We start from the raw sequence: 22,145 nt of genomic DNA, 5'->3' as shown, positions 1-22,145 counted from the left end.
CTAAGCGCGTCGCACGCCCTTCGTGGAGCATGCGAAAATTCGACAAGCAGTGGCTGTTTTAGACAGAAGCGAATCGCATTTGGGAGCTGTCCCGAACATTGTGTCATTGTTGTGAAGCCTTCTTTGGAAATGCAATCCAATTCACCAAAGCCCCAGTAAATAGGCGATTTTTTGCGAAGGAAAGACTCGCAAATATCTTAATATTTTGTTAATATTGTGTTCTGCCAGGTGCCTTAAGGGGGGGATTGGGCAGTTTACCCGGCAACAACTGCCATGTTTTTGTTACAGAGTTATGGAGTAGGCCCTTGGGCCAATAAAACCGCCATGCAAATTGATTTTGATATTGTTAAATTCGACGTAAATTCTCAATCACGTCATCTCACCACGCACACCTCTCACCAGAGCATTTCATTCTACCGTGCATACGTCAAACGCGCAGTGGATTTTGTGCTAATACTCGTGGGCTTACCGATTATTTTGCCCCTCATGATCCTCTCGGCTCTTTTGGTTGCGCGTGATGGATATAACCCGATCTACACGCAGTGGCGGGTTGGCAAAAATGGTAAGCGGTTTCGTTTCTATAAGTTCCGAACCATGGTGCCCAATGCAGACGCTGTATTGGAAAGCTATCTGGCGACCAATCCATCGGCTAGAGCCGAATGGGATAGGGATCAGAAACTGAAAAATGACCCTCGCATCATCCCTATGGGCCACTTCATGCGGAAAACATCTCTAGATGAATTGCCGCAACTTCTTAACGTGCTTCTGGGTGATATGGCACTGGTTGGGCCACGCCCGATGATGGTGGAACAGCAGATCATGTATGAAGGTGACGCTTACTACGAGCTTCGCCCGGGGCTGACGGGCCTTTGGCAGATATCCGACCGCAATGACTGCGGGTTCCGTGATCGGGTCAAGTACGACGATGTTTACAACGACATCGCTTCCTTCCCGATTGATATGGCTGTGATTATTCGCACCTTCCGTGTGGTAGTGCGGGGAACTGGCTATTAAATTCTATGCGTGACCTCACACGTTAGGCACAGACAAAACTGGAACTGGGCTTGCTGGCTGCTATGCTAGGCAGGCCCCGTTTATTTTTGGGATCGACCAAGTGAGCTTTTCATGTCGCTGACGTCTAAACTTTGCAAAAAAGCTGTGATCTTTGGGTTGTTCCTTGCACTGTCTGGCTGTTTTGAGTCGTCTCAAGAACGTGCGGAGCGGCACTATCAAAGCGGTTTAACGCTTCTTGATGGCGGCGATCTGCCCCGCGCGATTGTTGAATTTCGCAACACGCTACAATTGGATGACGCCAATCTTGGAGCCTATCGCCATATTGCAACGTCCAACCGTTCTATGGGGCGTTTGGGCGAAGCGTATCGCGATTTTCTTAACCTCGTGGAGCGTGCACCCAACGACATTGACGGCCGCATCGCGCTAAGTGAATTGGCGTTTTGGTTGGGTGATTGGGATGAATTCGCGCGCCATGGAGGAATGGCGGTCAAACTGGCTCCAAATCGTTCTGAAATTAAGGCAATCGATCTTGGAATGAACTATCGTACTGCGCTTATCGAGAGAAAGAGTGCCGAGCGCGCAGGTCTTGTGTTCGCAGCGGAGGCTTTGGCAACTGAGTTGCCGAACAACAGCATTTTGCGTCAAATTCTGCTTGATGCCCGCATCGCTGACCGCAGATTTGATGACGCACTTGTACTTGTAGCTGAAAGTATCGCGGAGGCACCACAGTCGATGCGGCTGTATACCCTACGTTTGGAGCTATTATCGCGGTTAGGAAAACACGCCGATCTTGAGGCGGAACTGCGCAATATGCTCGATGTGTTTCCGGATGAAAAAGGTCCCAAGGAAACCTATTTACGATTCCTGATGTCGCATAACCGTTCGCAAGACGCTCAAAGCTATCTTGAAGACTTAGTTCTCTCGGCTGAACCAGAAGAATATGATGCAGCAATGGTCACGCTTTTGCAGTTCATTCAGCAGACTGAGGGGGCGGATTCTGCACTAGCAAGGGTAGATCAGCTGTTGGCCGGAACTGAGGCTGACAACGGATTTCTGCATGCGTTCCGTGCCTCGCTGATGTTTGATATGGGGCATCGCGAAGAAGGGGTCTCCGCGCTCCACGAAGTTCTGAGTTCCGAGACATTAAAGCTAGATGATGCAGCGCGCCTTCAATCCAAAACGGCTTTAGCGCGGATGCTTGTGGCGAGTGGAAATGAGGAACTCGCGCGCGTTCAAATTGCTGAAGTCCTACAAGCTGACGCCCGTAGCTCGGATGCGTTGATGATGCGTGCCAACTGGTCAATTTCCGATGACGACACAGACGCAGCTATTGCCGATCTACGAACAGTTTTGGATGACAGAGCGGGGGACGCAACTGCGATGGTTCTGCTCGCAAGAGCCTACGAGCGCGAAGGCAACCGCGATTTGATGCTTAGTTTTCTGGCACAAGCAGTCGAGGCCTCAAACAATGCGCCGAAATACGCTTTGCGATATGCGCGCGCTCTTGTGGGGGATGGAAAACTTTTCGCCGCTGAAAGCATCTTGATTTCATCGCTGCGAATTGAGGCTGGGAATTTCGATGTCCTTTCTACGCTTGGGGATGTCTATCTGCGGATGGACGACATGCCGCGCGCACAGAAAGTGGCCGAAACCCTCGAAAAGTTAGGTGAAGCTCGGGGAAGTAGCGCAGCTAATTTGCTTAAAACAGAGATACTGGCACGTCGAGTTGGACCGGCTCAGGCTGTGGAGTTCCTTGAAGGGATTGTCCTACGTGACGGTGCTCTGGTGCCTAAAACTGCATTGATACAAGCACAGTTAAAGGCAGGCCAAACCCAAGCAGCGCTGTCCTTTGCCAAAGCTGCTGTCGAAGACGCGCCTGACAATCTAGAGTTACGCGCGGCTCTTGCTATGACGCTTGCTGCCGCGCGTGATTTCGAGGCAGCCGCGACAGAAGTAGAAACCATACTAGACCACACACCTGAAGCTGCAGGCCTCTATCTACAGTTGGCCCGCATACGAGAGGCCCAGGGGGACCCAGAAGCAGGACGTGCTACTATTCAACGGGGCCTTGATGCAGTCCCTGGTGCGCCAGATCTGTTGTGGGCGCAAGCATCGTATCTCCAAGCTGCGGGAGAAATCGAGGGGGCTATTGGTATCTATGAGGCGCTATATGCTCGCAATTCATCGAACCCCATTATCGCAAATAATTTAGCAAGCCTATTGGCTACACACCGCGATGACGTGGCAAGTTTGCAGCGCGCGGAAGCGATAGCGCGTCGTTTAAAGAATGATGCCGTGCCGGCCTTCCAAGACACCTACGGTTGGATTTTGTACCGAACTGGGGCAGTCAGTAATGCAATCCCCTACCTGGAAGCGGCGGCCGCCGGATCACCCAAAGACGCGCTGATTCATTTCCATCTTGGGCAGGCCTACGCCTCGAATGGAGATAGAGAGCAGGCACTTAAGCAAATGGTTAGCGCACTGGAGGGGGTGGGGCCGGTTGGCGACTCAGACCTACGGCAGGAGATTGAGACTGAAATTGCTCATCTGACTTCGGTATCTGCACAAGAGTGAAACGAAGCCACATTCACCCACGCTGGAACGATCATAATCTTGAAAAACCCTAGTTGTAGCCAAGATGAGCGATTTTTCGTGTTACTTGAGGTACAAATCTGCATCTGGTGAGTTTTTCCGACGGTTTTTCTTCTCCAGCGGCTGGATTTGCGGCATTATCATGATCACTTTTGGTGAACTCTGGAGTATCAGGTTGAGCACGTTTTTGTGAGCGTCTGAAATTGAGGTTTGGTATGAAACAATTCCTGTTGGCCGTTTTTAGCCTTCTTTTAGCAGTATCTGCAGCACACGGGCAAAGTGGCTACCGCGTAAAATCCGGTGATACACTTTCGATTGAGGTTCTCGAAGATGCCTCGCTTGCGCGCAATGTTCTTGTGTTGCCGGGGGGCACTTTTGACTTTCCTTATGCGGGCACGGTTCGTGCGAGCGGACGAACCGCTTCGCAAATCGAATCTGCTATTGCGCAAGGAATCGCGAGCAACTTTGCGAATTCCCCAACGGTGTTTGTTTCCGTTGTATCTTTGCGGCCGCCAGTCGAACGACGCGACCCACCGCCACCGAGAACCATGTCGGTTTACTTACTAGGTGAAATTAACACGCCGGGTATCAGAGAAGTGTCGCCTGGCACGACCTTCCTGCAGGCCCTTTCGCAGGCGGGTGGTTTTACCAACTTTGCAGCTAAGAAACGTGTGCAGTTGCGTAGAACAAACCCTAAGACAGGGGCGCAAACCGTAAGTGTTATCAATTATAAAGCACTGTCTCGCGGGGCGGTTCAAAACTTGTCCGTCAAACTTCAAGAAGGAGATGTGATAGTTGTTCCGGAACGTAGGCTGTTCGAGTAAATTTACGCGGCAAAAGGTGGACTTTTCGTGGCAGTTGAAAACATAGGCGCGAAAAAATACGCATTACAAAAAACCTATCTCATCGGGCTCTTGGCAGGGCCGCTTCTGTTATGTCCGACTGTTCTGCTGGCGCAAGAGACGGATGCTGGTGGGGTCATTGCGACATTGGAAGTTGGTCAGCGCTTTCAATATATCGAAGAAGACGGTTTTTCAGGTTCTTCCAGTGATGAAGGCTTGAGGTCCCTGACCTCTGTCGCGTTTAGCGTTTCCAGCGAAACACATAGCCAATATTTGGCTTTCAATCTTTCCACTGGTATCGCGCAAAACCTTACAAATGGTGGTTCAACAGAGTTTGAAAGCACGCGGGCGTCGCTTGACTACAGGATATCCAATCGCAGTACAGAACTAACATTCGGCGGGTTCTATCTACGTGATGAAGTCGATGATCTAGCTTTTGATACCTCGCTTGAAGATGACGCCATCACTACAGGCGCCGGTCAGCGCGAAGTTTTCAATTTGACCACGGGCCTGACCGTGGGTCGGGAAAGCCCGATAACTGGTTCTTTGCGCCATGTTTTCGAGAAGAGTGAGTATTCAGACACAACAGATCCGTCACTTAACGACAGCCTTACGCAACGCGTCGAAGGTCGCCTTAGCTTTGAAGTTTCTCCAAATCTTGAAGCCAGCGTTTTTGGCAGCTTCAGCACAGTAGATGAACAAGGCGCAGGTGCTACCGACCGCGAAACATCTCGGATCGGTATTGGCGCCACATACGAGGTGACGCCTTCGACGACGCTTACCGGAGAGATTGCCTACAGCACCGAAGACAGCCGCGGCACGGTTGTAGATGAAACCGACGGTCTGAACTACGCGTTCTCACTCGCACACGCCCGCCCGAACGGCGAAGTTTCGCTCCGGTTCTCGGAAGACGACACTCTAAATGGCAAACGCCGCCAGCTTACAGCTGGTCGCAGTTACCAACTGCGACGTGGCGAGTTTTCATTCTCACTCGGTGCGACCAAAACCGATGGGTTTAGCCCGCAGCCCATCGCCAACGTGCAGCTTGACTACCAAATCGACCGCAACAGCACCTTTGAAGTTTCGCTGCAACAGTCGGGTGGGATCGATGGTGGCAACAACGAGGTGATCAACACCCGCCTCGATATGTCATATGCTCGCGAATTGACTAGTCTTTCGCAAATCAGCGCAGGGCTTGCATTGGTTGAGGAAAACGTTCTGAACGCAGGTGGGGTTGATCGCCGTTCAGTCCGCTTTAATGTCAGCCATGCCTATCAGTTGGCTAGGCAGTGGGATCTGGTTTCTGGGTTCTCGCATTCATCGGTTCGCGAAGACGCGCAGCCAACGCGCAAACGAAACACTGTGTTTCTAGGTATTCAGAAAAGCTTTTCTTACCGACCGTAGGATTGATCGGTCACCTATTTGTATTCGATCAAGCTAACACGTTTCCCGCGCCAACGGTCGAAATAGTAGCCCAATATTCCCTGCGCCTCCGGAAGCTTTCCAAGTGTTAGGAAGAAGGCTCTGGAAAAGTCACCATCCCTAATTCCTAACCGGATAACCTGCGCGGGCCATGCCAGTAGCAGGCCCAAAGCCCACGTCGAAAGAAGTGATCCTAGTAGTGCGGTCACTGGGATGCCGACCCCCCAAATCAATGCCGACCTGGTTTCTCGTACGCAGTGTTTCTCGGGCGGACGGCCGTGCATGGCGACGCCCTCGCCGTAAGCGTGTCCCGCGCGGCGATTTCGCTTCCACCATTGGGATAACTTGGAAATTGCGGCGTCATGCAAAGTCATTTCCGCATCCAAGCGGCATATGGTCCAGCCATCTGCACGCATTCGTACGCAAAGCTCCGGTTCTTCTCCGGCGATCAATTCGGGATTAAAACCTGATACATCTTGGAAAGCTGTAACCCGCATCATTGCGTCGCCACCGCAAGCCATGGCTTCCCCTACTGGTGTGTCCCATTCCTGATCAATCAACCGGTTGTAGATCGAAGCGGTTGGATGTCTTTCACGCCTGCGACCGCAAGCAACGGCCACGCGAGGATGCTCGTCTAAATATTTTTTCGCAAGTGCGACCCAGTCGGAATTCAAAGCGCAGTCACCGTCAATGAACTGAACATACTCAATCGCCTCATCTTTTGTGGCCAAGTGAGTAAAGCCTTCATTGCGCGCACGGGCGGCGGTGAAGGGCAGATCCATATCCAACGAAATCACGTCCGCCCCTAATTCCTTTGCCGCAGCCTGGCTGCCGTCAGATGAGCCGCTATCCACGTAGACGACGATGTCTGCCTGTCCCGTTACCGAACTGAGGCACCTGATGAGACGCACGCCTTCATTTCGACCTATGATTACGACACCGACGGTCATTGCGTCGCCTGTCCTTTCGTTTGGGAGAGGGAAACAGCTGACGTCGCAAACCGAGTATAGGCGGGTCGTTTCGTTTCTTCAGACAGCTTAACAGATGCGTCATCGGCATTCTCAAGCCTACCTAATTCTATTCGCCCCCAAACGGCCCCTGCCACCAACCATGTTATTGGAGTAATTGTCGCGTTAGGGATCAAATCAATCAGGTTGGCAGATAGAATGAGGAGAAGAACTGAAGTCTCCAGCCCGTATTGATCTTTGCGGATTTTGAGAAAGGCGAGAATAGCAGGCAGACATAGTAGGCCGAACTCTGAAGCGAAGCGCACCCAACCACCAATTCCGACCGAATAAACCCAATACCCATCTGTAACAGCGGCATCGAAGCCCGCTTCGTTATACAGCAAATTGCGGCCAAACCCGCCCCAGCCAAAGAGCGGTCTCTCCCGAGCCTTTTCCAGCAGTATGTCCTCGTTGAAAAACCGAAATGACAGAGAGCCGGCGCGCTCTGGGTCGATAATCTGGGCCCACCCCAGTATTGTTTCAGTCGGGATAAGCTCTCCGCCTCGTAACGCAGGATAAAGCAAAATCGTTGATGCGATGATCGCGCTGGCGAGGATCTGAGTGGGAACGCGAACGAATAATACTAATGGCAACAACATCATGGTGATTGCCAGCGCACCCAAGGATTTTGACATGATTAGAGCGAACAACAGCCAAATTCCAAGCACGGTGTACTTTATCTTTCGATTAGCACTTTGAGCTCGAGATAGGCCGAAAGCTGCCAGTACGGCCATCGCAAAGAAGATCGAGAGCCAAAGTCCGTGATTGAGAAACACAATCGGTCGGTACCCATCACCGCGGATATGTTGCAGAAAGCTATGAGGAAAAAAGCCGTAGAGCATGTTGTTGAGCTGTGGCGACATCCGCACTTCGTAAAGCGCCAGAAATGCATAGAATGCGCCAGCCACGGCTAACGTCATTAACACCGCCCTTTGTTGCTCAGGATAGGCCAGATATTTACGAGCTAGAAAGAAGGGTAGCAGGCTTACGAGAAGGCTGAGAACGGTTGAAAACGCGTCAAACGGGCGAAGCGCAGGAATAAACAGCGGGCCGTAAGACAGTGGGTCACTATTCGTGAGTACGGTTAGAAAACTACCAGCAATCAGTCCCAACATCAGCAATCGAACTACAGCTACCTTGGGCAGCCATCCAGAAAGATTCCTGTTTTCCAAGCTTGTACCAATCATGAGAAGAATGAGGAATGCTGACAAGGCGGGGATTGTGTGCTTCTCCAACGTAGGCAGAATGGGGAGGTTAAAGAAAAGCTGCTCTGGTAGAAGGAGGTAGCCAACAATAATGGAGGCCAAGATTGCCGCGTGTCTGGAGTACATTGAAAATAAGATGGCGACGACAAACGGCCAGCCAAACAGAATAAAGTTCCCAATCATTCCTTTTTGCCTTCGCGGGTTTTGGTGTTTGAATGGAACAACTTAGGCATGCTTATGTCAAACCCCGCGCAAGGCAGTGACCAGTAACTCGTTCGCCGCAGGACTTAGCCACAACGCTAGGGCCATGATCGCTACACCAATCGACAACAGCAACACATCCAACCCGGGGTGCCACCCGCGATAGGGGCGGATGTAGTGGACCAGCAATGGATAGGTCACGAGTTCGGAAAGGAACGGCGCAATGATCGCTCCGACGATGCCAAATTTTTGAATCATCACGACCAAGAGCACGGTCTTAACAACGGCTGAAATGACGATGATGATCGTGAAATCGCGCGAGTTCCCATTTGCCAGCAATACACCCTTGTACCCATCTAGCAAAAGCGCAGGAATAACTGACAGGCTGAGAAGAACCAGCATAGGACCAGCTCTATAGTAACGAGGGTCGTATAAAACTTCGATTAGATCTTCGCCTAGCAATGATAACGCCGTAGAAATTGCCAGAAAACCCAAGAGTAGAAGCATTCTTGCGCGTCTGATTTTGCGAAAGTTATTCTCGCTCTCGGCCGGTGGCCGCTGTTTAAACAGTGGGATAAGTACGCGCGAGTTGAGTTGAATAGCGAGAGTCAGCGGCAGGCTTCCAAAGAGGAAGGCGATAGTGAAAATCGCTAGCTCCTCTAAGGATACGTATTTGCCTAAGATCAAGCGATCCCCTTGGTTAACCAAGTAACCCGCGATCGTCGAAATTACGATGAATTTGCCAAAGTGGAAGATCTCCCAAGCGGCCGGTTTGCTCCAGGCCAATTTGTTGCGGCCACCATCTAGTATCAGATGCGTGAGCATCGTGTGGATCGTAACGCCGATGAGTGACCCAATGACGAGCGCCCAGACTGACTGAAGCCAAAGTGCCACTAAGATGAGAATAATCGTTCCGGCAACTTGTGCGATCAATTCCACTGCAGTCACACGGCCAAGAGTCAGACGTCGACTGGCGAGTGAATAGTTGGTCGATCTGAAACTGGAAATGACGGTCGTGAAGGCCAGAACAGGGATCATCTGGATAAGCGCGTCTTGACCATAAAACTGCGCTGCAGGCGTGGCTATCAGGCAAGCGATCAGCCACAAAAACAGACCACGTATAATCTGCATGGTCCATGCAGTGTTGAGGAAATCGCGATCCTCGCCGTTCTTGCTTTGGATTATGGCCGGATGAATTCCCATGTCCGAGAACATTTCCAAACCGGTCACTACGATTTGCACCAGTGCCATCAGCCCGAAGGCTTCTGGAAACAAAATGCGTGTCAGGATCAAGTTTGAGATGAGCCGGATAACTTGCCCGCCACCGAAGCCGACAACACTCAAAGCGGTGCCACGAATAGCGCGTGCTTTCATCCCGTTGTCGCGAAGCGTCGACAAAAAATTTGTATTCATTCTAAACGACTCAACAATATTCGGGCAAAACCACTGTTCTGCACATAACGCATTCTGGCCGAACAAGCGAGCAGCAGCATTTGGCCTCAGAAAAATTGGCCTTGAATTCAACTCTCTAGACGGGGCCACTTCCATCGTTCGGCGGGTATTGAGATCGTTGACACTTTGCCCAGACTCAGATGGATTCTTGAGGAAGTCGAGTTCCATCTAGATGATCAAATCAAGGCGTGAGAAGGTGACAGCGTGATTGCTGCCACGACAATCTTCTCGGAAGCGACTGGGCAAAGCAAAGGTGCTTGGAAGCGCAGATCATGTGAGGGCAAGGCGTCACCGGGACCGCAGTTTCCCGTGGAACCCAAGGGGTGTATATTCATGCGTGCAAGTTGATCAGATGGCGTTTGGTTCAAGGACCGGGGCGACCAATTTCTTCCATTTGATGCAGGAAGATGCTAGTTAAAAACCAGTATATAGTATTCGACTACGGGTGTAGCAGTGGCAAGCTCAAATGCGTCAGCGCAGATCGTAATATTCAACCGATCTGGCCTTGAAGTCGTACCGGAAGCGATTTCTATGGAAGTTGAGGTCGCAGGCTTTGACACTTCTGGTCCAGCCAGCGGAACGGTTTACAACCCACAGTTGCACGAGCTCTATTATTTTTGGGATTTCGACGAAGAATACACGTTTTCCGCCCCCGACAACCTTGCTGACGGTCATACAAGTTCCGGCGTCGGATATGGTCCTGTAGTAACCCATACTTATCGCACGTCAGGGACGTACAACGTATCTTGTCTTGTGGTTGAACCCGCCAGCGGAAAATCTACCACCGCCAATTTACAAATCACCATTGGCAATTCAGACACCGCCTTTCCCGGCATTCGAACCATCTTCGTTAGCCCATCTTCGAATTTCGCTGATGCCCCTGCGGGTGCACGCCTTGCTGCAGATATTAACCAAGCCTTCGACATGTTTGCTGGTAATGACCGGATTCCTACCCGCGTCATGCTTAATCGGGGAGAGACCTATCCGTTTGGTGGCCGAAACTTCGGGATGAATGACGGAACCAGCCTTCCTTCGACACATGTTGTAGCCGGACCCGGATCCGCGACGAATCCGATTATCGATATGGCCGGATCGTTTGACTGGAATGACAAATCAACTTCCGGCTCTGGGACGGACAAGGATTTTGTCTGGCAGAACATCGATTTCAAAGGCCCTTGGGATAGTGTGACGGAAACCGGCTCAAACGTCACCGGCTTTAACCACTTCGACCGATCTCCACGCATCCACTTATTTGACGGCTGTTCTTTTGATGGGTTGGATATTGCGATCTATGCCGCGTCGAATGACCCCAACATCGCACACCGATTTATCGCGTTGAATGACTGTTCGGTGACCAACTGGCGCAGCTACGGTCTTCTTTATGCTGTTGGTGTCGGCCTGTCGCTCGTGGGTACTAAAGTGGCGTGTCACCCGCAAGCTAGTGCGGGTGGGCCGCAAGACGGAAAGCACAACAATCAGGGCCCCTTGCGTTTCCACCGGGGTGAGCGCCTGATCATCAGCAACTGTGATTTTTTCAACCGCATTGGCTGGTCTCACGTCGGCTCCTATCAGTCCATTCAACCCTGCCTTCGCCAAAATGTTGCCGGTGATCCAGGCTTCTTCTCGACAATTCAAGCAACGTCCTTGGAGGCTGGTGCCGGCATTCTTGAATATACAGTGGAAGAAGGGCTTACTTCGGGCCCAATCAACGCGTTGGTCGAGAAATGCTATTTGCTTGGCAACCACCAGACATGGGCCGGTGTTCGATCTCAGATGGGCGGGGTGACGATCCGCAATAACGTGATTGTTTTTCCGGGTGCCGCAAGGGATGCCACGATCCTGAATCCCGCGGGTTTCATCGAGATGATGTACTTGGCTGGTGGCATCCCGGAGACCTATTCCGCCCCTATTAAGTTTTACAACAACACGCTGGTAAATTTGATGCAGGACTCCGACTACTTCAACTATCCTTCAGCATTGACAGAGGCGATCGTTGCCAGTCAATTCTCAGATGTCTTCGTTGGAAACAACGTGATCCATCAACCGAACTTGTCGGTTCCGGTGAATAGTGATGGTCCTTTGGAGACTTCGCCCGTCTTGTGGGAAGCAAGGGATTTGGGTTACAGGACCCGTTCTGTGAAATTGATTTCTGCCACAGCGACACCCACTAACACAGTAGCAAGCTATGCTCCGCTCGTTGGATCACGAGCCCTTGGCGGCGCGGTTAGTGGTGATGTCGCGCACGATGATTTTTACGGCAACACGCGACCACCCCACCCATCTCGCGGTGCGCACGAAATTTCGAAGTCGTAAATAGAGAACATAAAACAGCCCTAAGTTCCGGAGCTGTTTCTGCGGTTATGGTTTCCAGAGGTGAGCATGGGCATCTTCTATCTGAGTGACCGCATTCATTTTCCCTCTGAACAACGCCTTCCATTGGTAGGAACGGATAAAGCGACGTAGATCTGGATCATTATGCCGAGTGGTGCCCTTCAGCATTGCCCCAAAATACCCTTGTAGCATCGCGAACCCGCCCAATAGGTAAGGTGGAACACGCGATTTGTTGATTGCCGAGGCGATCATAAAGACTGGATGAGTTCCCATGTAATACTGGCCAAAACCGTGACGTCGGCGGCCAGTATAGATAGAGTTCTGGCTTGAGCCCATGGGGCGTAGGTGATCGAAACGTAGCTCGGGTTCATCCCAGCTGCGGGGTGTCCATCCCAGTTTGCGAGCTTTGTGGCAATCAATACCGTCCCACATGACTTCACGGACAAATCCACCAATCTCCTGAAAACACCGCACTGAGAACATTTTAGTCATGCCCAAAGACATCTCATCAGTGATGCCTTCGCTTTCCATTTTCCCTTTTGAGTTTTTGAAATAAGCCTTGCCCGAGCAGGTCCCGATGCGCGGGTTCTCAACCAATCGATCCATCAAAAGCTCAAAATAGCGAGGTGGCAAATCGAGATCGAGATCAAGTTTGCAAAGGTATGAGAAGTCATCAAGGTTGATCGTTTCCAAACCGACATAGAAGGCCTCAATAACCCCGGGACCTACGGCGCGGTGACCGCGATCTGGTTTTTGAACAACGCGGATCCAGTCATGTCGGGCTACGTATTCCGCAAGTATATTTGGGGTTTCATCGGTCGAGCCATCGTCAACAATAATCCATAAGTTGGGTGTCTCGCTTTGCGCGACGACACTGTCGAGGGTGCGGCGCATATACTCCGCTTCGTTCCGGCACGGGGAAATCAATACATAGGGGCGGTGGGCATTGGCCATGTGAAAACCCTTATTACCTAAAACTGAACCATCAACTCGTTGGAAGGTATCAGTGACGACGCTTGCATGGGACAAAAAACTTGCAATTAGTCTAGATTACATCGGCGTCATTAGGCAAAATAGTTGTGTCAGAGCCTCCGAAGCTGCAACTATGTCCGTAAGTACATTGATTAAGTTTACTAGTTCCGGATTCTATATGATGCGCCCCCGCGTTCTAATAATTGCCGATGACTGCAATCCAGAATGGCCCTCTCTTCCTGTGGTCGGGTATAAATATGCCCGTGCATTAGCCAATGTAACCGACGCGACTGTCGTCACGCACGTTCGCAATCGCGAGAACATCGAGAAAGCCAACGAGATCACTGACAAGGTGACCTATGTTGACAACGAATGGATTGCACGGCCGATGGGCAAGCTCTCTACTTTTTTACGAGGTGGGGACCAGCGGGCCTGGTCGACCAATCAAATCATGGCGTATTTGCCCTACGTGTTCTTTGAGCGCGAAGTTATAAAGGCCTTCCGAGGGGCTCTGGATGCGGGCGAATTTGATATCGTGCATAGGATCACACCGATGTCTCCCGCCCTGCCGTCCTATGCTGCGGGCCGCGTTCGTCAGCCCTTTGTCATCGGGCCACTGAATGGCAGCCTGGGCTGGCCAAAGGAATTTGCAGAGGAACAAAAGCGCGAAGGCGAAGCTGCGCGAAAGCTGCGTTGGCTATACAAATATATGCCTTACTCTGCGTCCACATACCGCAAAAGCGACGCCGTGTTGGCCTCCTTCAAGCATACCATTGATGACATAAATCGTACGCCCAAAGAGCGGATAATTCCGTTCCCAGAAATTGCCTTCGATCCGGACATCTTTCACACCAAAGGTCGAAAAGCGCCCTTTTCCGGTAGCGGTCCCAAACGGTTCCTTTTTGCCGGACGGCTCGTCCCTGTAAAAGTAACTGAGGCAGCGGTTCGCGGCTTCGCAACGTCTCCGAAGCTAGAAGATCACTTTCTACACATCTTAGGCGGCGGCCCCGAAGAAGAGCGTTTGCGTAAAATTGTGACAGACTATGGAGCAGGCGAGCGCGTGATCTTTGAGGGGCAGAAGACGCAAGCTGAAGTTGCCGACTTTATGCGGCGTTGCGATGCGTTCGCTTTCCCATCGATCAAAGAGTTGGGGGCCGGTGTCGTGATCGAGGCGATGGCCTCCGGCATGGTCTGCATTGTAGTGAACTACGGTGCTCCTGGGGATCTGGTCGGGGCTGATCGAGGTGTAAGAGTTGAACTGCAATCCTTGGAGGGCATGGTAGACGCATATCGCTCAGCGATGGAACATTGTCTGGAAGACCCCTCTGAGCATGCTGAAATGGCCAAACGCGCAGAAACTTACGCCAACGAACTTTATACTTGGCCCGCGAAAGCAAAATACACCGTGGGAATTTACAACGCGCTATTACGCGGCGAGGATTTGGGGAAATTCAATGCCTACGTCTGATCAGTCAGATCAGGGCCGGCTCCAGAAGATCATCCCGCCTATGAGTTTTCCATCTAAAGTTCATGGATGTTTTTCTGTCTCCAAGTGAAAGTTTTTGATATATCTTTGCTTGGAAAGGTCCACTTCCAGTTGGATCGGTTTTTATGTTTTTAGCCAGTGATCCCAAGTCAGCGCCCGGCGGTTTCAGGCAGTTCCTCACTTTGGGGTTGATGTGGCTGGCTGTGAACTTTTTGTTTGCGGGCTTATTCTTCACGGATGGTTTCACGGCCTTGCTACAGGCATGGCAGTTGCCCGAATACAGCCATGGCCCGCTGATCCCGATCCTGTCTGGCCTGTTGTTTCTAAGGCAACTTAAGGAATACCCCCCTCGCGTGGGTCAGATAGATGATCGCTGGGTTGGCGTGGTTGTCATCATCATGGCGGTCGCAGTTGGGTCGTTAGGGAAGCTTTCAAAGATCCCAGAAATTGTTGCCTATGCGATGATCCTTTGGGTCGGGGGAATACTGCTCATAAGTTTTGGCTGGAAAACAGGTAAACACTTTTGGCCACCGGTTCTTCATCTGGTTTACATGCTGCCCCTGCCTGACACTTTCTACTACAAGATGTCGACCACACTGCAGCTTGTATCTTCCGAGCTAGGAGTCTGGATTTTACGAATTCTTGCCGTCCCTGTTTTTTTAGAAGGCAACATCATCGACTTCGGCGTTTTGAAGCTGCATGTTGCCGAGGCTTGTTCCGGCCTTCGATATCTGTTCCCTATCTTAAGCTTCTCATACATCTTTGCTGTGCTGTACCGCGGACCAATGTGGCACAAGGCTGTGCTGCTGATATCCGCCGCGCCGATCACAATACTAATGAATTCCTTGCGCATTGCTGTGGCGGGTGTTTTGGCACAACGCTATGGAACTGATTGGCTTGAAGGCTTCACGCATTTTTTTGAAGGTTGGGTCATCTTCATTGCCTGCATATTGATGCTGCTATTGCTGAGTTGGATCATGTTGCGTTTACAACACAACCCCATGCGACTGACTGAAGTTCTCGATCTGGAAACCGAAGGCCTTGGCATCCAAGCCATGCGACTGCGACTAATACAACCATCACGCGCGCTCATTACCTCGGCGGCTATCGTCGGGGCTTCGGTTTTGACGTTTCACCTGCTGCCCGATCGCAATCAGATTGGCGTTGATCGAAGCAATTTCACTTCCTTTCCACGAGATATCGGAAATTGGCGGCAACTCAGTCCACACAAGCGCCTGGATCAGGTAACTGAAAAGACTTTGGCCGCGGACGATTATCACAACGTGTTGTTGGAAAGCCCTGACCAGCCAACGGTCGGGTTGTTCATGGCCTGGTATCAAGATCAAAGTTCTGGTGGTGTTCACAGTCCCGAGATTTGCCTTCCGGGGGCCGGCTGGGAAATCGCTTGGCTGGAACGAACCAACATTGCATCAAGTGTCGGCACATCAGAAGACTTCAACATCAACCGCGCGATTGTCCAAAAAGGTGAAATTCGGATGATGGTTTTCTATTGGTTTGAACAAAAGGGCCGGCGTGTCGCTTGGGATTTTGCGGCCAAGATGTGGTTAATTGCGGACGGTGTTCGTACAGGTCGCACTGACGGCGGGTTGGTGCGTCTAACGACAATCATCAATAAGGCAGAGACTGACGCTAACGCCGAAGCGCGATTGATGGATGTCTTGAAATTGCTGCAAAACGAAGTGCCAAATTTTATGCCGGAGTGACGTCGCCATAGGTCTCTAACCACGCCTGAAACATCAAAACATTCCAAAGCTGCGCACCCCAGTTATGACTCCCCACCAGGTGCTGAGACCACAAACGCGTGATTACGGCTTCGTCCAAGTATCCTTCACGACGCAAACGATCTGGGTCCAGCAATGCTTGCGCCCAGTCACGCAACCCACCACGCAGCCACAGACCGATGGGCACTTCAAATCCCATCTTCGGGCGCTCGATCAATGCAGCTGGGACGTATTTGTACAACACTTGCCTCAGTAACCACTTTGACTTGCCATCGCGGTACTTGAAGCGTTCAGGCAGCGCCCAGATGAATTCTGCCACGCGGTGATCCAACAATGGTGCACGGCTTTCCAGCGCCACGGCCATCGTCGCGCGGTCGACTTTGCATAGGATGTCGTCGGGCAAATAGGCGAGCATATCGAGCTGCATCATCCGCTCCATGTCGCTCAAGTTTCCACGCGGGGGTAGATGGTCCGCTAGAATGCTGGGTGGGCTTGAGCCCCCGAGCACGGCGTCTTCTGGAAACCGCCAGACGGAGACCATTTTCTGGTGCAACTCTTCGGTCGAGGTAGACATTGCGTAGTTGGCTAACCGATGCAGGCGTTGTCCGTTCGGCTCCTTACCTTGCGGTGTTGCCCGAATTGGCTCCATCACCTTGTTGAGCCATGTCTCGGGGATTGCACGAATTGCCGCTCCCCCAAGCGATCGAAGTGGGCCGGGAAGGCCGCGCAACTTGTCCATCATTTTCTGGCCGTGCACGTAGCGGTCGTAGCCGCAAAACAATTCGTCGCCGCCATCACCCGATAGGGCAACGGTGACGTGCTCTCTTGCCATTTCCGCCACAAGAAACGTCGGGATCTGAGAACTGTCAGCGAACGGCTCGTCATACATATGCGGTAACCGCGGGATCACGTCGCGCAGATCGGTGTCACTTACGTAAAGCTCTGTGTGATGGGTTCCAAGATGGTCGGCCACTTCCTTGGCATACTGGGCCTCATTGTATCGCGCCTCGTGGAACCCAATGGAGAAGGTATGCACCGGCTTCTTTGACAAATGTTGCATCAGTCCAACCACAACGGAGCTATCAATCCCGCCAGACAGGAACGCACCCAGTGGGACATCCGACATCATCTCTTGGGATACTGCGTCCAGCAGTAGGGAGTTGAGCCGTTCGATTGCGTCTTCATCAGATGGGGCTGGCCCGCGCGGTGCGGCTGCAATTGCACCACCATCCCAGTAGAGTTTGCGTTTCGGTTCCGGCGCTTCAAGCGAGATCTCGGCTATTTCGCCGGGCCGAAGCTTGCGCAGGCCTTCATAGATTACCAAGTCTTCAGGAACATGGCCATGACGCAGCATGGCGACAATCGCATCACGGCGAATCCTTGCGTCGAACGCCGGATGGGCTTGGAGCGCCTTTAATTCGGAGCCAAAAAGGAACACGGCATCGCGTCCCTTCCCCTGCCAGCCGTAATACAACGGCTTTTCCCCAAGTCGATCCCGCACCAATTTTAGCGTTCGGGTCTCACGGTCCCAAAGGGCGATGGCGAACATGCCTTCAAGACGGGCAAGCGTTTCCTCAACCCCCCAAACCTCGAAGCCAGCCATCATCACTTCCGTGTCGGACGTGCCTCGCCATACAGGTGCATGACCCGCCTCTTCCAGTTCACGTCGCAGCTTATGATGATTGTAGATCTCGCCATTAAATACGACCTCGAAACGGCCAGAAGCCGAGGGCATCGGTTGGTGTCCTGCTGGGCTAAGGTCGACGATGGCCAATCGTAGATGCCCAAGTGCCACGCCTGATCCAGCGTCGACCCAATGACCTTGGCTATCAGGCCCACGATGCGCAATGGCAGTCATCATGTCGCCAAGCCTCGTCTCCGCGACTTCTACCAAAGCTTGACCGGGGCTGAACAAGAATCCAGTGATCCCGCACATCAGCGGGGCTCGTTAGAAAAATAGACCATAATATTCAATACCAGACGGGTCCACACATGACACTATCGTTAGCCTATGGCGGATGGTTTCAATTGAGTAGAGTAAATAGGGAATTACTTCTTCTATGGGTAACCAACGCGAAGCAGATAGGGATGTTCGCTTTCTTAGTTGGGTTATTCCAACCCGCTTTCAGCGGCATAGTGGCGTGGGTCAACTAATGGATCCAATGCCAGCTGTTTGCGGTAGTCGATAGACTTGCGCGCCTCACGTTTGGATAAGGCTAAGGCGATTCCCCAACGCGTAATCTTTCCCACCGTCGTTTGTATCGGTAGAACCGCCCGCCATTTCCGCTGCATGTAACGGAAGCTTGCAGTGAAGTCCGAACCCAAACGAGTATGAAAATTGTCGTTATGGATAACAGGTAAATCAGCCACCCAAGCACCTTGCCCTGAAGCTAGGGCCGATTGCACAATGTCCGTGCCATACATGTGAAAATTCGGAAGCTCCGTATCCCAAGTAAGCCCCGCGCTGCGGCGCATTATGATGACCAATTCGTCGACACTTTGTACAGGTTGAGGGTTCCCCATCGGCGCACCGATCCTCCCGCCCAGTGAGGTCGACCAAACGTCACCAATGAAATCCCCTATCACTGAAATTCCGCAGCACGCCAATATGGCCCAATCGGGATCGCGCGTTTCCAAGTCATCCAAAACACAGGCTAGCTGCTCCTCCCAACCGCGCGGGAAATACACATCTTGGTGGGCGAAAACGATGATCTGTGATGTGGTAGCGGCCATTCCGCGTGCGTATGCGATGGTAGCAGAAGGCGCGTCGTACTCAACTTGAACACCCACTTGCCCGCATTTTACCATCGGGGATTGCATCAGGTTTAGCTCCAGACAGGCCGGATTGTTGCTGGCGGTGACAATACATAGATCAAGCGTCATGAGTAGAATGGTCCTTGGTTAAGGTGATGAACCGCCTTACGGCCTCTCAACCAGCTTAATTGCTCGAGTTCTTGGCCCACAAAGGAGGGGCAAATTAGCGAGATGGGGACCTCAATCATGAGGTCACATTCTCGAAAAGCTCAACAGCAAGGTCAATGCTGGTAGCTTCATCCTTTCATAAACGGATCTTTATACCACCCGAACTTCTGCTTAAGCACCGCCCATAAAAATGGTGGTTCGTGGATGACATAACGATGGAACCGCACCCGGGGCTCTTTTATTAATCGGTAGAGCCACTCGAACCCCCACTCGGTGATCCACACAGGCGGGCGGTCGAACGTGCCGCTTTCATAGTCGATGGTGCCGCCCAAAGGCAGCCAAAGGGTCACCCCTGGCATGCGGTCGCGGTATTTCATGATGAATTTTTCCTGTCGGCCACCTGCCAGACCCACAAGGCAGACAGTGGCACCACTGTCGTTGATGGCTGCAATCATCCGCTCAATTTCGGCTGGATCATTGTCGAACTCAAAGGAAGGTGCATCCACACCGACGATCATTTCGCGGCCCACCTTCGCGTTCACGTTCTTCATCGCCAGATCCGCAATTCCCGGCTTGCCCCCGCATAGGAACACCGTGACATCTGGGTTGTCCTTGTGATGCATATAGAACTTGGGGAAGTAGTCCGACCCTGAGACCCTTTCCTGGACTGGCGTACCTAGCCATTTGGTTGCAAAAAACATGATCTGACTGTCGCAAGTGATCACATCAAACTCGCCCAAGATGTCGTAGAAGTCGCGATCCTGTTGCAGTTTCATAATCATATCGACATGCAGCGTCAGCATCGCTCCCTCGGTGAAGTTTTCCACCAGATCATCCATCGAGATGTCATGCACATAGGCGTTGAGCATGGGCACCCGTTTGTAGGTTGAATTCTTTGCCACTTGGTCTTTCATCAAGAAGCACCCTCCATACGAGGCTGCACATTTGCGTTCATGTACTTATTCGCCAAATTCCGAGTGCTGATGATGTTGCGCCTGCTAGACGCACCGAATAGCAGCGATTGAATGTTAGGCTGCTCTGACAACCACGAAATCGCCTCTTCCGGCGGAATGGCACCTGAGGCCAATACAGACATTGCAATAGCGCGTATCTGCTTGGTTTTCAGGGTATGCAAATAGGCATCAAGGCCCCCTGACATGCGGAAGCCTATCTTGTTTATATTGGAGCAGATAATCGGGTTCATGATCCCCTCCTCCTCCAGCGCTGCGTGCAGCATCGGCGTGTTCATGGTAATAAACCCCGGTTCCGCATTATAGGTCTTGATCACGTGATCGTGGAAGGTGCGGAAGACCTTGGTGAAGCCCAGCCCCAACAGCAGGTCGACAAACACGTTCTGCATGAAGATCACCGGTGTATTCAGCCCCTTGAACATCTTCATTTCCACGTCGATCAGCACCTCTGCGATGCCTTCGACATCCTTGGAGGCCAGCACCTTGCCGCTTTTCATGATCGTGCTCATAAAGCCGCCTTCGGGCATGAAATGCGTCAGCGCGCCGACCATGCCGTGATCGGTTACCGCATTGGCGTATTTGTGGGCATAGGGCATGCAGGGGTAGAAGATGAAGTCCTTGTAACGTTCCGGATTGGCGCGCATCACATCGCAAATCTCCACGACGCGATCGTGGGTGGTGCACATGAAGGTGCGTACGCCCTCATCATAGGCGGCATCAAGCAACTCCATGATGGCAGAGACGTCTTGGAAGCGCATGGCCTGATTGCGCGCCTTTTCCTCTGACATGTGGTTAATGCCAAAAAATTGGTTATCGCCAAACAAAAGCGGGTCCATATCGTGATCTCCTTTTGTGACGCTATTTGCGGCCAAACCAGCCGCGCTTACTTGCGGTAGGCTCAGCGGCAATTTTTGGTTTCAACACTTCCGCGGCCGCTTCATGGTCGGCCTGTATGAGCGCAATACATTTGTCGGTCATTGCCGCGGACCTGAAGCTGTTCTCTGGGGATGCGGACTTGCCATCACGCACGGCGCAGATGAAATCGTCCAACTGATTGGAGTATTCCTCGCCGCGCAGGTAAAACCATGCGTTCTCGGTCAGCTCGGTCGTGTATTTGACGTTCCAACCCTTGATGTAATCCTCAAGTCCTTCGATAGGCTGCCGCAGGTAAAGTTGGCACTCCTGACGGTCGGCATAAAGCCTGCCATTGGTGCCAATCATTGAGATCCGAGTAGTCATTTTGCGGTGACTCTCATCAGACCAGTTCACCGTTAGCTGTGCAGTCGGGCCACCATCAAATTGAAGGGTCGAGAAAACTTCGTCGTCGATGTCTTTCGAGTAGATCGAGTTCAAGACAGATCCCGAAACGCGCGCAGGTTCTCCAAAGTACCAATTCAGCAAATTCAGGGGGTGTGCTGCGTAGTCATAAAGGCAACCTCCGCCCTCGGATTTTTGGGTGCGCCACGACTTCTTGTTTTCGCGCAACACTACAGGCCCGTAAGCCTCGGCCAGCACATGAGTCACGGTACCGATGGCACCTGCATCCAACAGGCGCTTCATTTCGCGAAACGCACCAACGTAGCGGTAGTGATAGCCCACCTGATTAACGAGGCCCTTGTCCTCGGCCATATCCGCCAGTCGCAATGCTTCTTCCCAGTTCAGGCTGAAAGGTTTTTCACAGAAAACATGAAGACCCTTCTCGAGGGCGGCACGCACCATGGGGTCATGTGCGCGCGACGGTGTTGCGATCACCACTGCATCAAGACCGGCTTCGTCCAGCATCTTGGTGTAGTCTTTGTAATAGCTGGCTTTGGTGTTCTTGCTGAGAACATCCACCCAAAATCCAGAAGTATCACAGGCCACGGCTTCGACGTCAGGGTGTGCGTTGACCATTGAAAAATGGGACAAACCCATTTTACCTAAGCCAACGACGGCAATCTTTATTCTGTTACTCATTGGAACTCGTACGTTGAAAGATTTTAAACA

16 protein-coding genes are annotated in these 22,145 nt (G+C 52.0%); 7 read left to right on the top strand and 9 right to left on the bottom strand.

Annotated elements, in window-relative coordinates; genetic code table 11:
- Positions 1-273 precede the first annotated feature (273 nt).
- The 4 genes from BDE40_RS16190 to BDE40_RS16175 all read left to right on the top strand — a co-directional run bounded on the left by BDE40_RS16190 (position 274) and on the right by BDE40_RS16175 (position 5,852).
- Positions 274-1,014: a sugar transferase gene (locus BDE40_RS16190; RefSeq protein ID WP_134016312.1), complete on the top strand. Its 741-nt coding sequence runs from the start codon at positions 274-276 to the stop codon at positions 1,012-1,014.
- 111 nt (positions 1,015-1,125) lie between these two features.
- Positions 1,126-3,588, top strand: a complete 2,463-nt coding sequence (locus BDE40_RS16185) for a tetratricopeptide repeat protein (protein WP_134016310.1) — start codon at positions 1,126-1,128, stop codon at positions 3,586-3,588.
- A 233-nt stretch (positions 3,589-3,821) separates the two neighbouring features.
- Positions 3,822-4,430 (top strand): polysaccharide biosynthesis/export family protein, encoded by a 609-nt coding sequence (locus BDE40_RS16180; RefSeq protein ID WP_134016308.1) that lies wholly within the window; start codon positions 3,822-3,824, stop codon positions 4,428-4,430.
- A gap of 27 nt (positions 4,431-4,457) precedes the next feature.
- Positions 4,458-5,852, top strand: a complete 1,395-nt coding sequence (locus BDE40_RS16175; protein WP_134016306.1) for a porin family protein — start codon at positions 4,458-4,460, stop codon at positions 5,850-5,852.
- Between the two features lie 14 nt (positions 5,853-5,866).
- Here the strand turns inward: BDE40_RS16175 and BDE40_RS16170 are convergent, their stop codons facing one another.
- From BDE40_RS16170 to BDE40_RS16160, 3 genes are read right to left on the bottom strand one after another with little or no spacing between them, the layout of a single operon-like run.
- Positions 5,867-6,820, bottom strand: a complete 954-nt coding sequence (locus BDE40_RS16170; protein WP_134016304.1) for a glycosyltransferase family 2 protein — start codon at positions 6,818-6,820, stop codon at positions 5,867-5,869.
- Positions 6,817-8,265: a hypothetical protein gene (locus tag BDE40_RS16165; protein WP_134016302.1), complete on the bottom strand. Its 1,449-nt coding sequence runs from the start codon at positions 8,263-8,265 to the stop codon at positions 6,817-6,819. Before BDE40_RS16165 ends, BDE40_RS16170 begins: the two co-directional genes overlap by 4 nt.
- A 57-nt stretch (positions 8,266-8,322) precedes the next feature.
- Positions 8,323-9,903, bottom strand: a complete 1,581-nt coding sequence (locus BDE40_RS16160) for an oligosaccharide flippase family protein (protein WP_134016300.1) — start codon at positions 9,901-9,903, stop codon at positions 8,323-8,325.
- A gap of 285 nt (positions 9,904-10,188) precedes the next feature.
- Between BDE40_RS16160 and BDE40_RS16155 the strand changes: the two genes are divergently transcribed.
- Entirely contained in the window at positions 10,189-12,048 is a 1,860-nt protein-coding gene (locus BDE40_RS16155; RefSeq protein WP_134016298.1) for a PKD domain-containing protein, read from the top strand.
- Between the two features lie 45 nt (positions 12,049-12,093).
- On the opposite strand, the gene BDE40_RS16150 is transcribed toward BDE40_RS16155, so the two are convergent.
- Positions 12,094-13,020, bottom strand: a complete 927-nt coding sequence (locus BDE40_RS16150; protein WP_134016296.1) for a glycosyltransferase family 2 protein — start codon at positions 13,018-13,020, stop codon at positions 12,094-12,096.
- Positions 13,021-13,171: 151 nt separating this feature from the next.
- On the opposite strand from BDE40_RS16150, the gene BDE40_RS16145 reads away from it, so the two are divergent.
- On the top strand, positions 13,172-14,506 hold the full coding sequence (locus BDE40_RS16145) for a glycosyltransferase family 4 protein (RefSeq protein WP_246030489.1): 1,335 nt from the start codon (positions 13,172-13,174) through the stop codon (positions 14,504-14,506).
- A 143-nt stretch (positions 14,507-14,649) separates the two neighbouring features.
- Entirely contained in the window at positions 14,650-16,248 is a 1,599-nt protein-coding gene (gene xrtD / locus BDE40_RS16140; protein ID WP_134016294.1) for a VPLPA-CTERM-specific exosortase XrtD, read from the top strand.
- Here xrtD and asnB read toward each other — a convergent pair.
- The 5 genes from asnB to BDE40_RS16115 all read right to left on the bottom strand — a co-directional run bounded on the left by asnB (position 16,235) and on the right by BDE40_RS16115 (position 22,115).
- The gene (gene asnB, locus BDE40_RS16135; RefSeq protein ID WP_134016292.1) at positions 16,235-18,202 is read right to left on the bottom strand and encodes an asparagine synthase (glutamine-hydrolyzing); all 1,968 of its coding nucleotides are present in this window, start codon (positions 18,200-18,202) and stop codon (positions 16,235-16,237) included. The genes xrtD and asnB overlap by 14 nt on opposite strands.
- A 173-nt stretch (positions 18,203-18,375) precedes the next feature.
- Entirely contained in the window at positions 18,376-19,149 is a 774-nt protein-coding gene (locus tag BDE40_RS16130) for a glycosyltransferase family protein (protein WP_134016290.1), read from the bottom strand.
- A 167-nt stretch (positions 19,150-19,316) separates the two neighbouring features.
- A complete protein-coding gene (locus BDE40_RS16125) occupies positions 19,317-20,102 on the bottom strand; it encodes a WecB/TagA/CpsF family glycosyltransferase (protein WP_134016288.1) in 786 nt (261 codons plus the stop codon).
- Positions 20,102-20,995 carry a hypothetical protein gene (locus BDE40_RS16120; RefSeq protein WP_134016286.1) on the bottom strand — a complete coding sequence of 298 codons (894 nt, stop codon included), beginning with the start codon at positions 20,993-20,995 and terminating at the stop codon, positions 20,102-20,104. The genes BDE40_RS16125 and BDE40_RS16120 overlap by 1 nt, the downstream gene beginning before the upstream one ends.
- Positions 20,996-21,017: 22 nt before the next feature.
- Positions 21,018-22,115, bottom strand: a complete 1,098-nt coding sequence (locus tag BDE40_RS16115; RefSeq protein ID WP_134016284.1) for a Gfo/Idh/MocA family protein — start codon at positions 22,113-22,115, stop codon at positions 21,018-21,020.
- Positions 22,116-22,145: the final 30 nt, after the last annotated feature.

Source organism: Litoreibacter halocynthiae (assembly GCF_004365635.1).
Classification (GTDB): Bacteria; Pseudomonadota; Alphaproteobacteria; order Rhodobacterales; family Rhodobacteraceae; genus Litoreibacter; species Litoreibacter halocynthiae.
This window is presented reverse-complemented; position numbering and strand designations above follow the sequence as displayed.

Bases quoted from the DNA above. Each gene is read 5' to 3' on its own strand.
- BDE40_RS16190 (WP_134016312.1), top strand. From the start codon at position 274: ATGTTTTTGTTACAGAGTTATGGAGTAGGCCCTTGGGCCAATAAAACC.
- BDE40_RS16185 (WP_134016310.1), top strand. From the start codon at position 1,126: ATGTCGCTGACGTCTAAACTTTGCAAAAAAGCTGTGATCTTTGGGTTG.
- BDE40_RS16180 (WP_134016308.1), top strand. From the start codon at position 3,822: ATGAAACAATTCCTGTTGGCCGTTTTTAGCCTTCTTTTAGCAGTATCT.
- BDE40_RS16170 (WP_134016304.1), bottom strand. From the start codon at position 6,820: ATGACCGTCGGTGTCGTAATCATAGGTCGAAATGAAGGCGTGCGTCTC.
- BDE40_RS16165 (WP_134016302.1), bottom strand. From the start codon at position 8,265: ATGATTGGGAACTTTATTCTGTTTGGCTGGCCGTTTGTCGTCGCCATC.
- BDE40_RS16160 (WP_134016300.1), bottom strand. From the start codon at position 9,903: ATGGAACTCGACTTCCTCAAGAATCCATCTGAGTCTGGGCAAAGTGTC.
- BDE40_RS16150 (WP_134016296.1), bottom strand. From the start codon at position 13,020: ATGGCCAATGCCCACCGCCCCTATGTATTGATTTCCCCGTGCCGGAAC.
- BDE40_RS16145 (WP_246030489.1), top strand. From the start codon at position 13,172: ATGTCCGTAAGTACATTGATTAAGTTTACTAGTTCCGGATTCTATATG.
- xrtD (WP_134016294.1), top strand. From the start codon at position 14,650: ATGTTTTTAGCCAGTGATCCCAAGTCAGCGCCCGGCGGTTTCAGGCAG.
- asnB (WP_134016292.1), bottom strand. From the start codon at position 18,202: ATGTGCGGGATCACTGGATTCTTGTTCAGCCCCGGTCAAGCTTTGGTA.
- BDE40_RS16130 (WP_134016290.1), bottom strand. From the start codon at position 19,149: ATGACGCTTGATCTATGTATTGTCACCGCCAGCAACAATCCGGCCTGT.
- BDE40_RS16125 (WP_134016288.1), bottom strand. From the start codon at position 20,102: ATGAAAGACCAAGTGGCAAAGAATTCAACCTACAAACGGGTGCCCATG.
- BDE40_RS16120 (WP_134016286.1), bottom strand. From the start codon at position 20,995: ATGGACCCGCTTTTGTTTGGCGATAACCAATTTTTTGGCATTAACCAC.
- BDE40_RS16115 (WP_134016284.1), bottom strand. From the start codon at position 22,115: ATGAGTAACAGAATAAAGATTGCCGTCGTTGGCTTAGGTAAAATGGGT.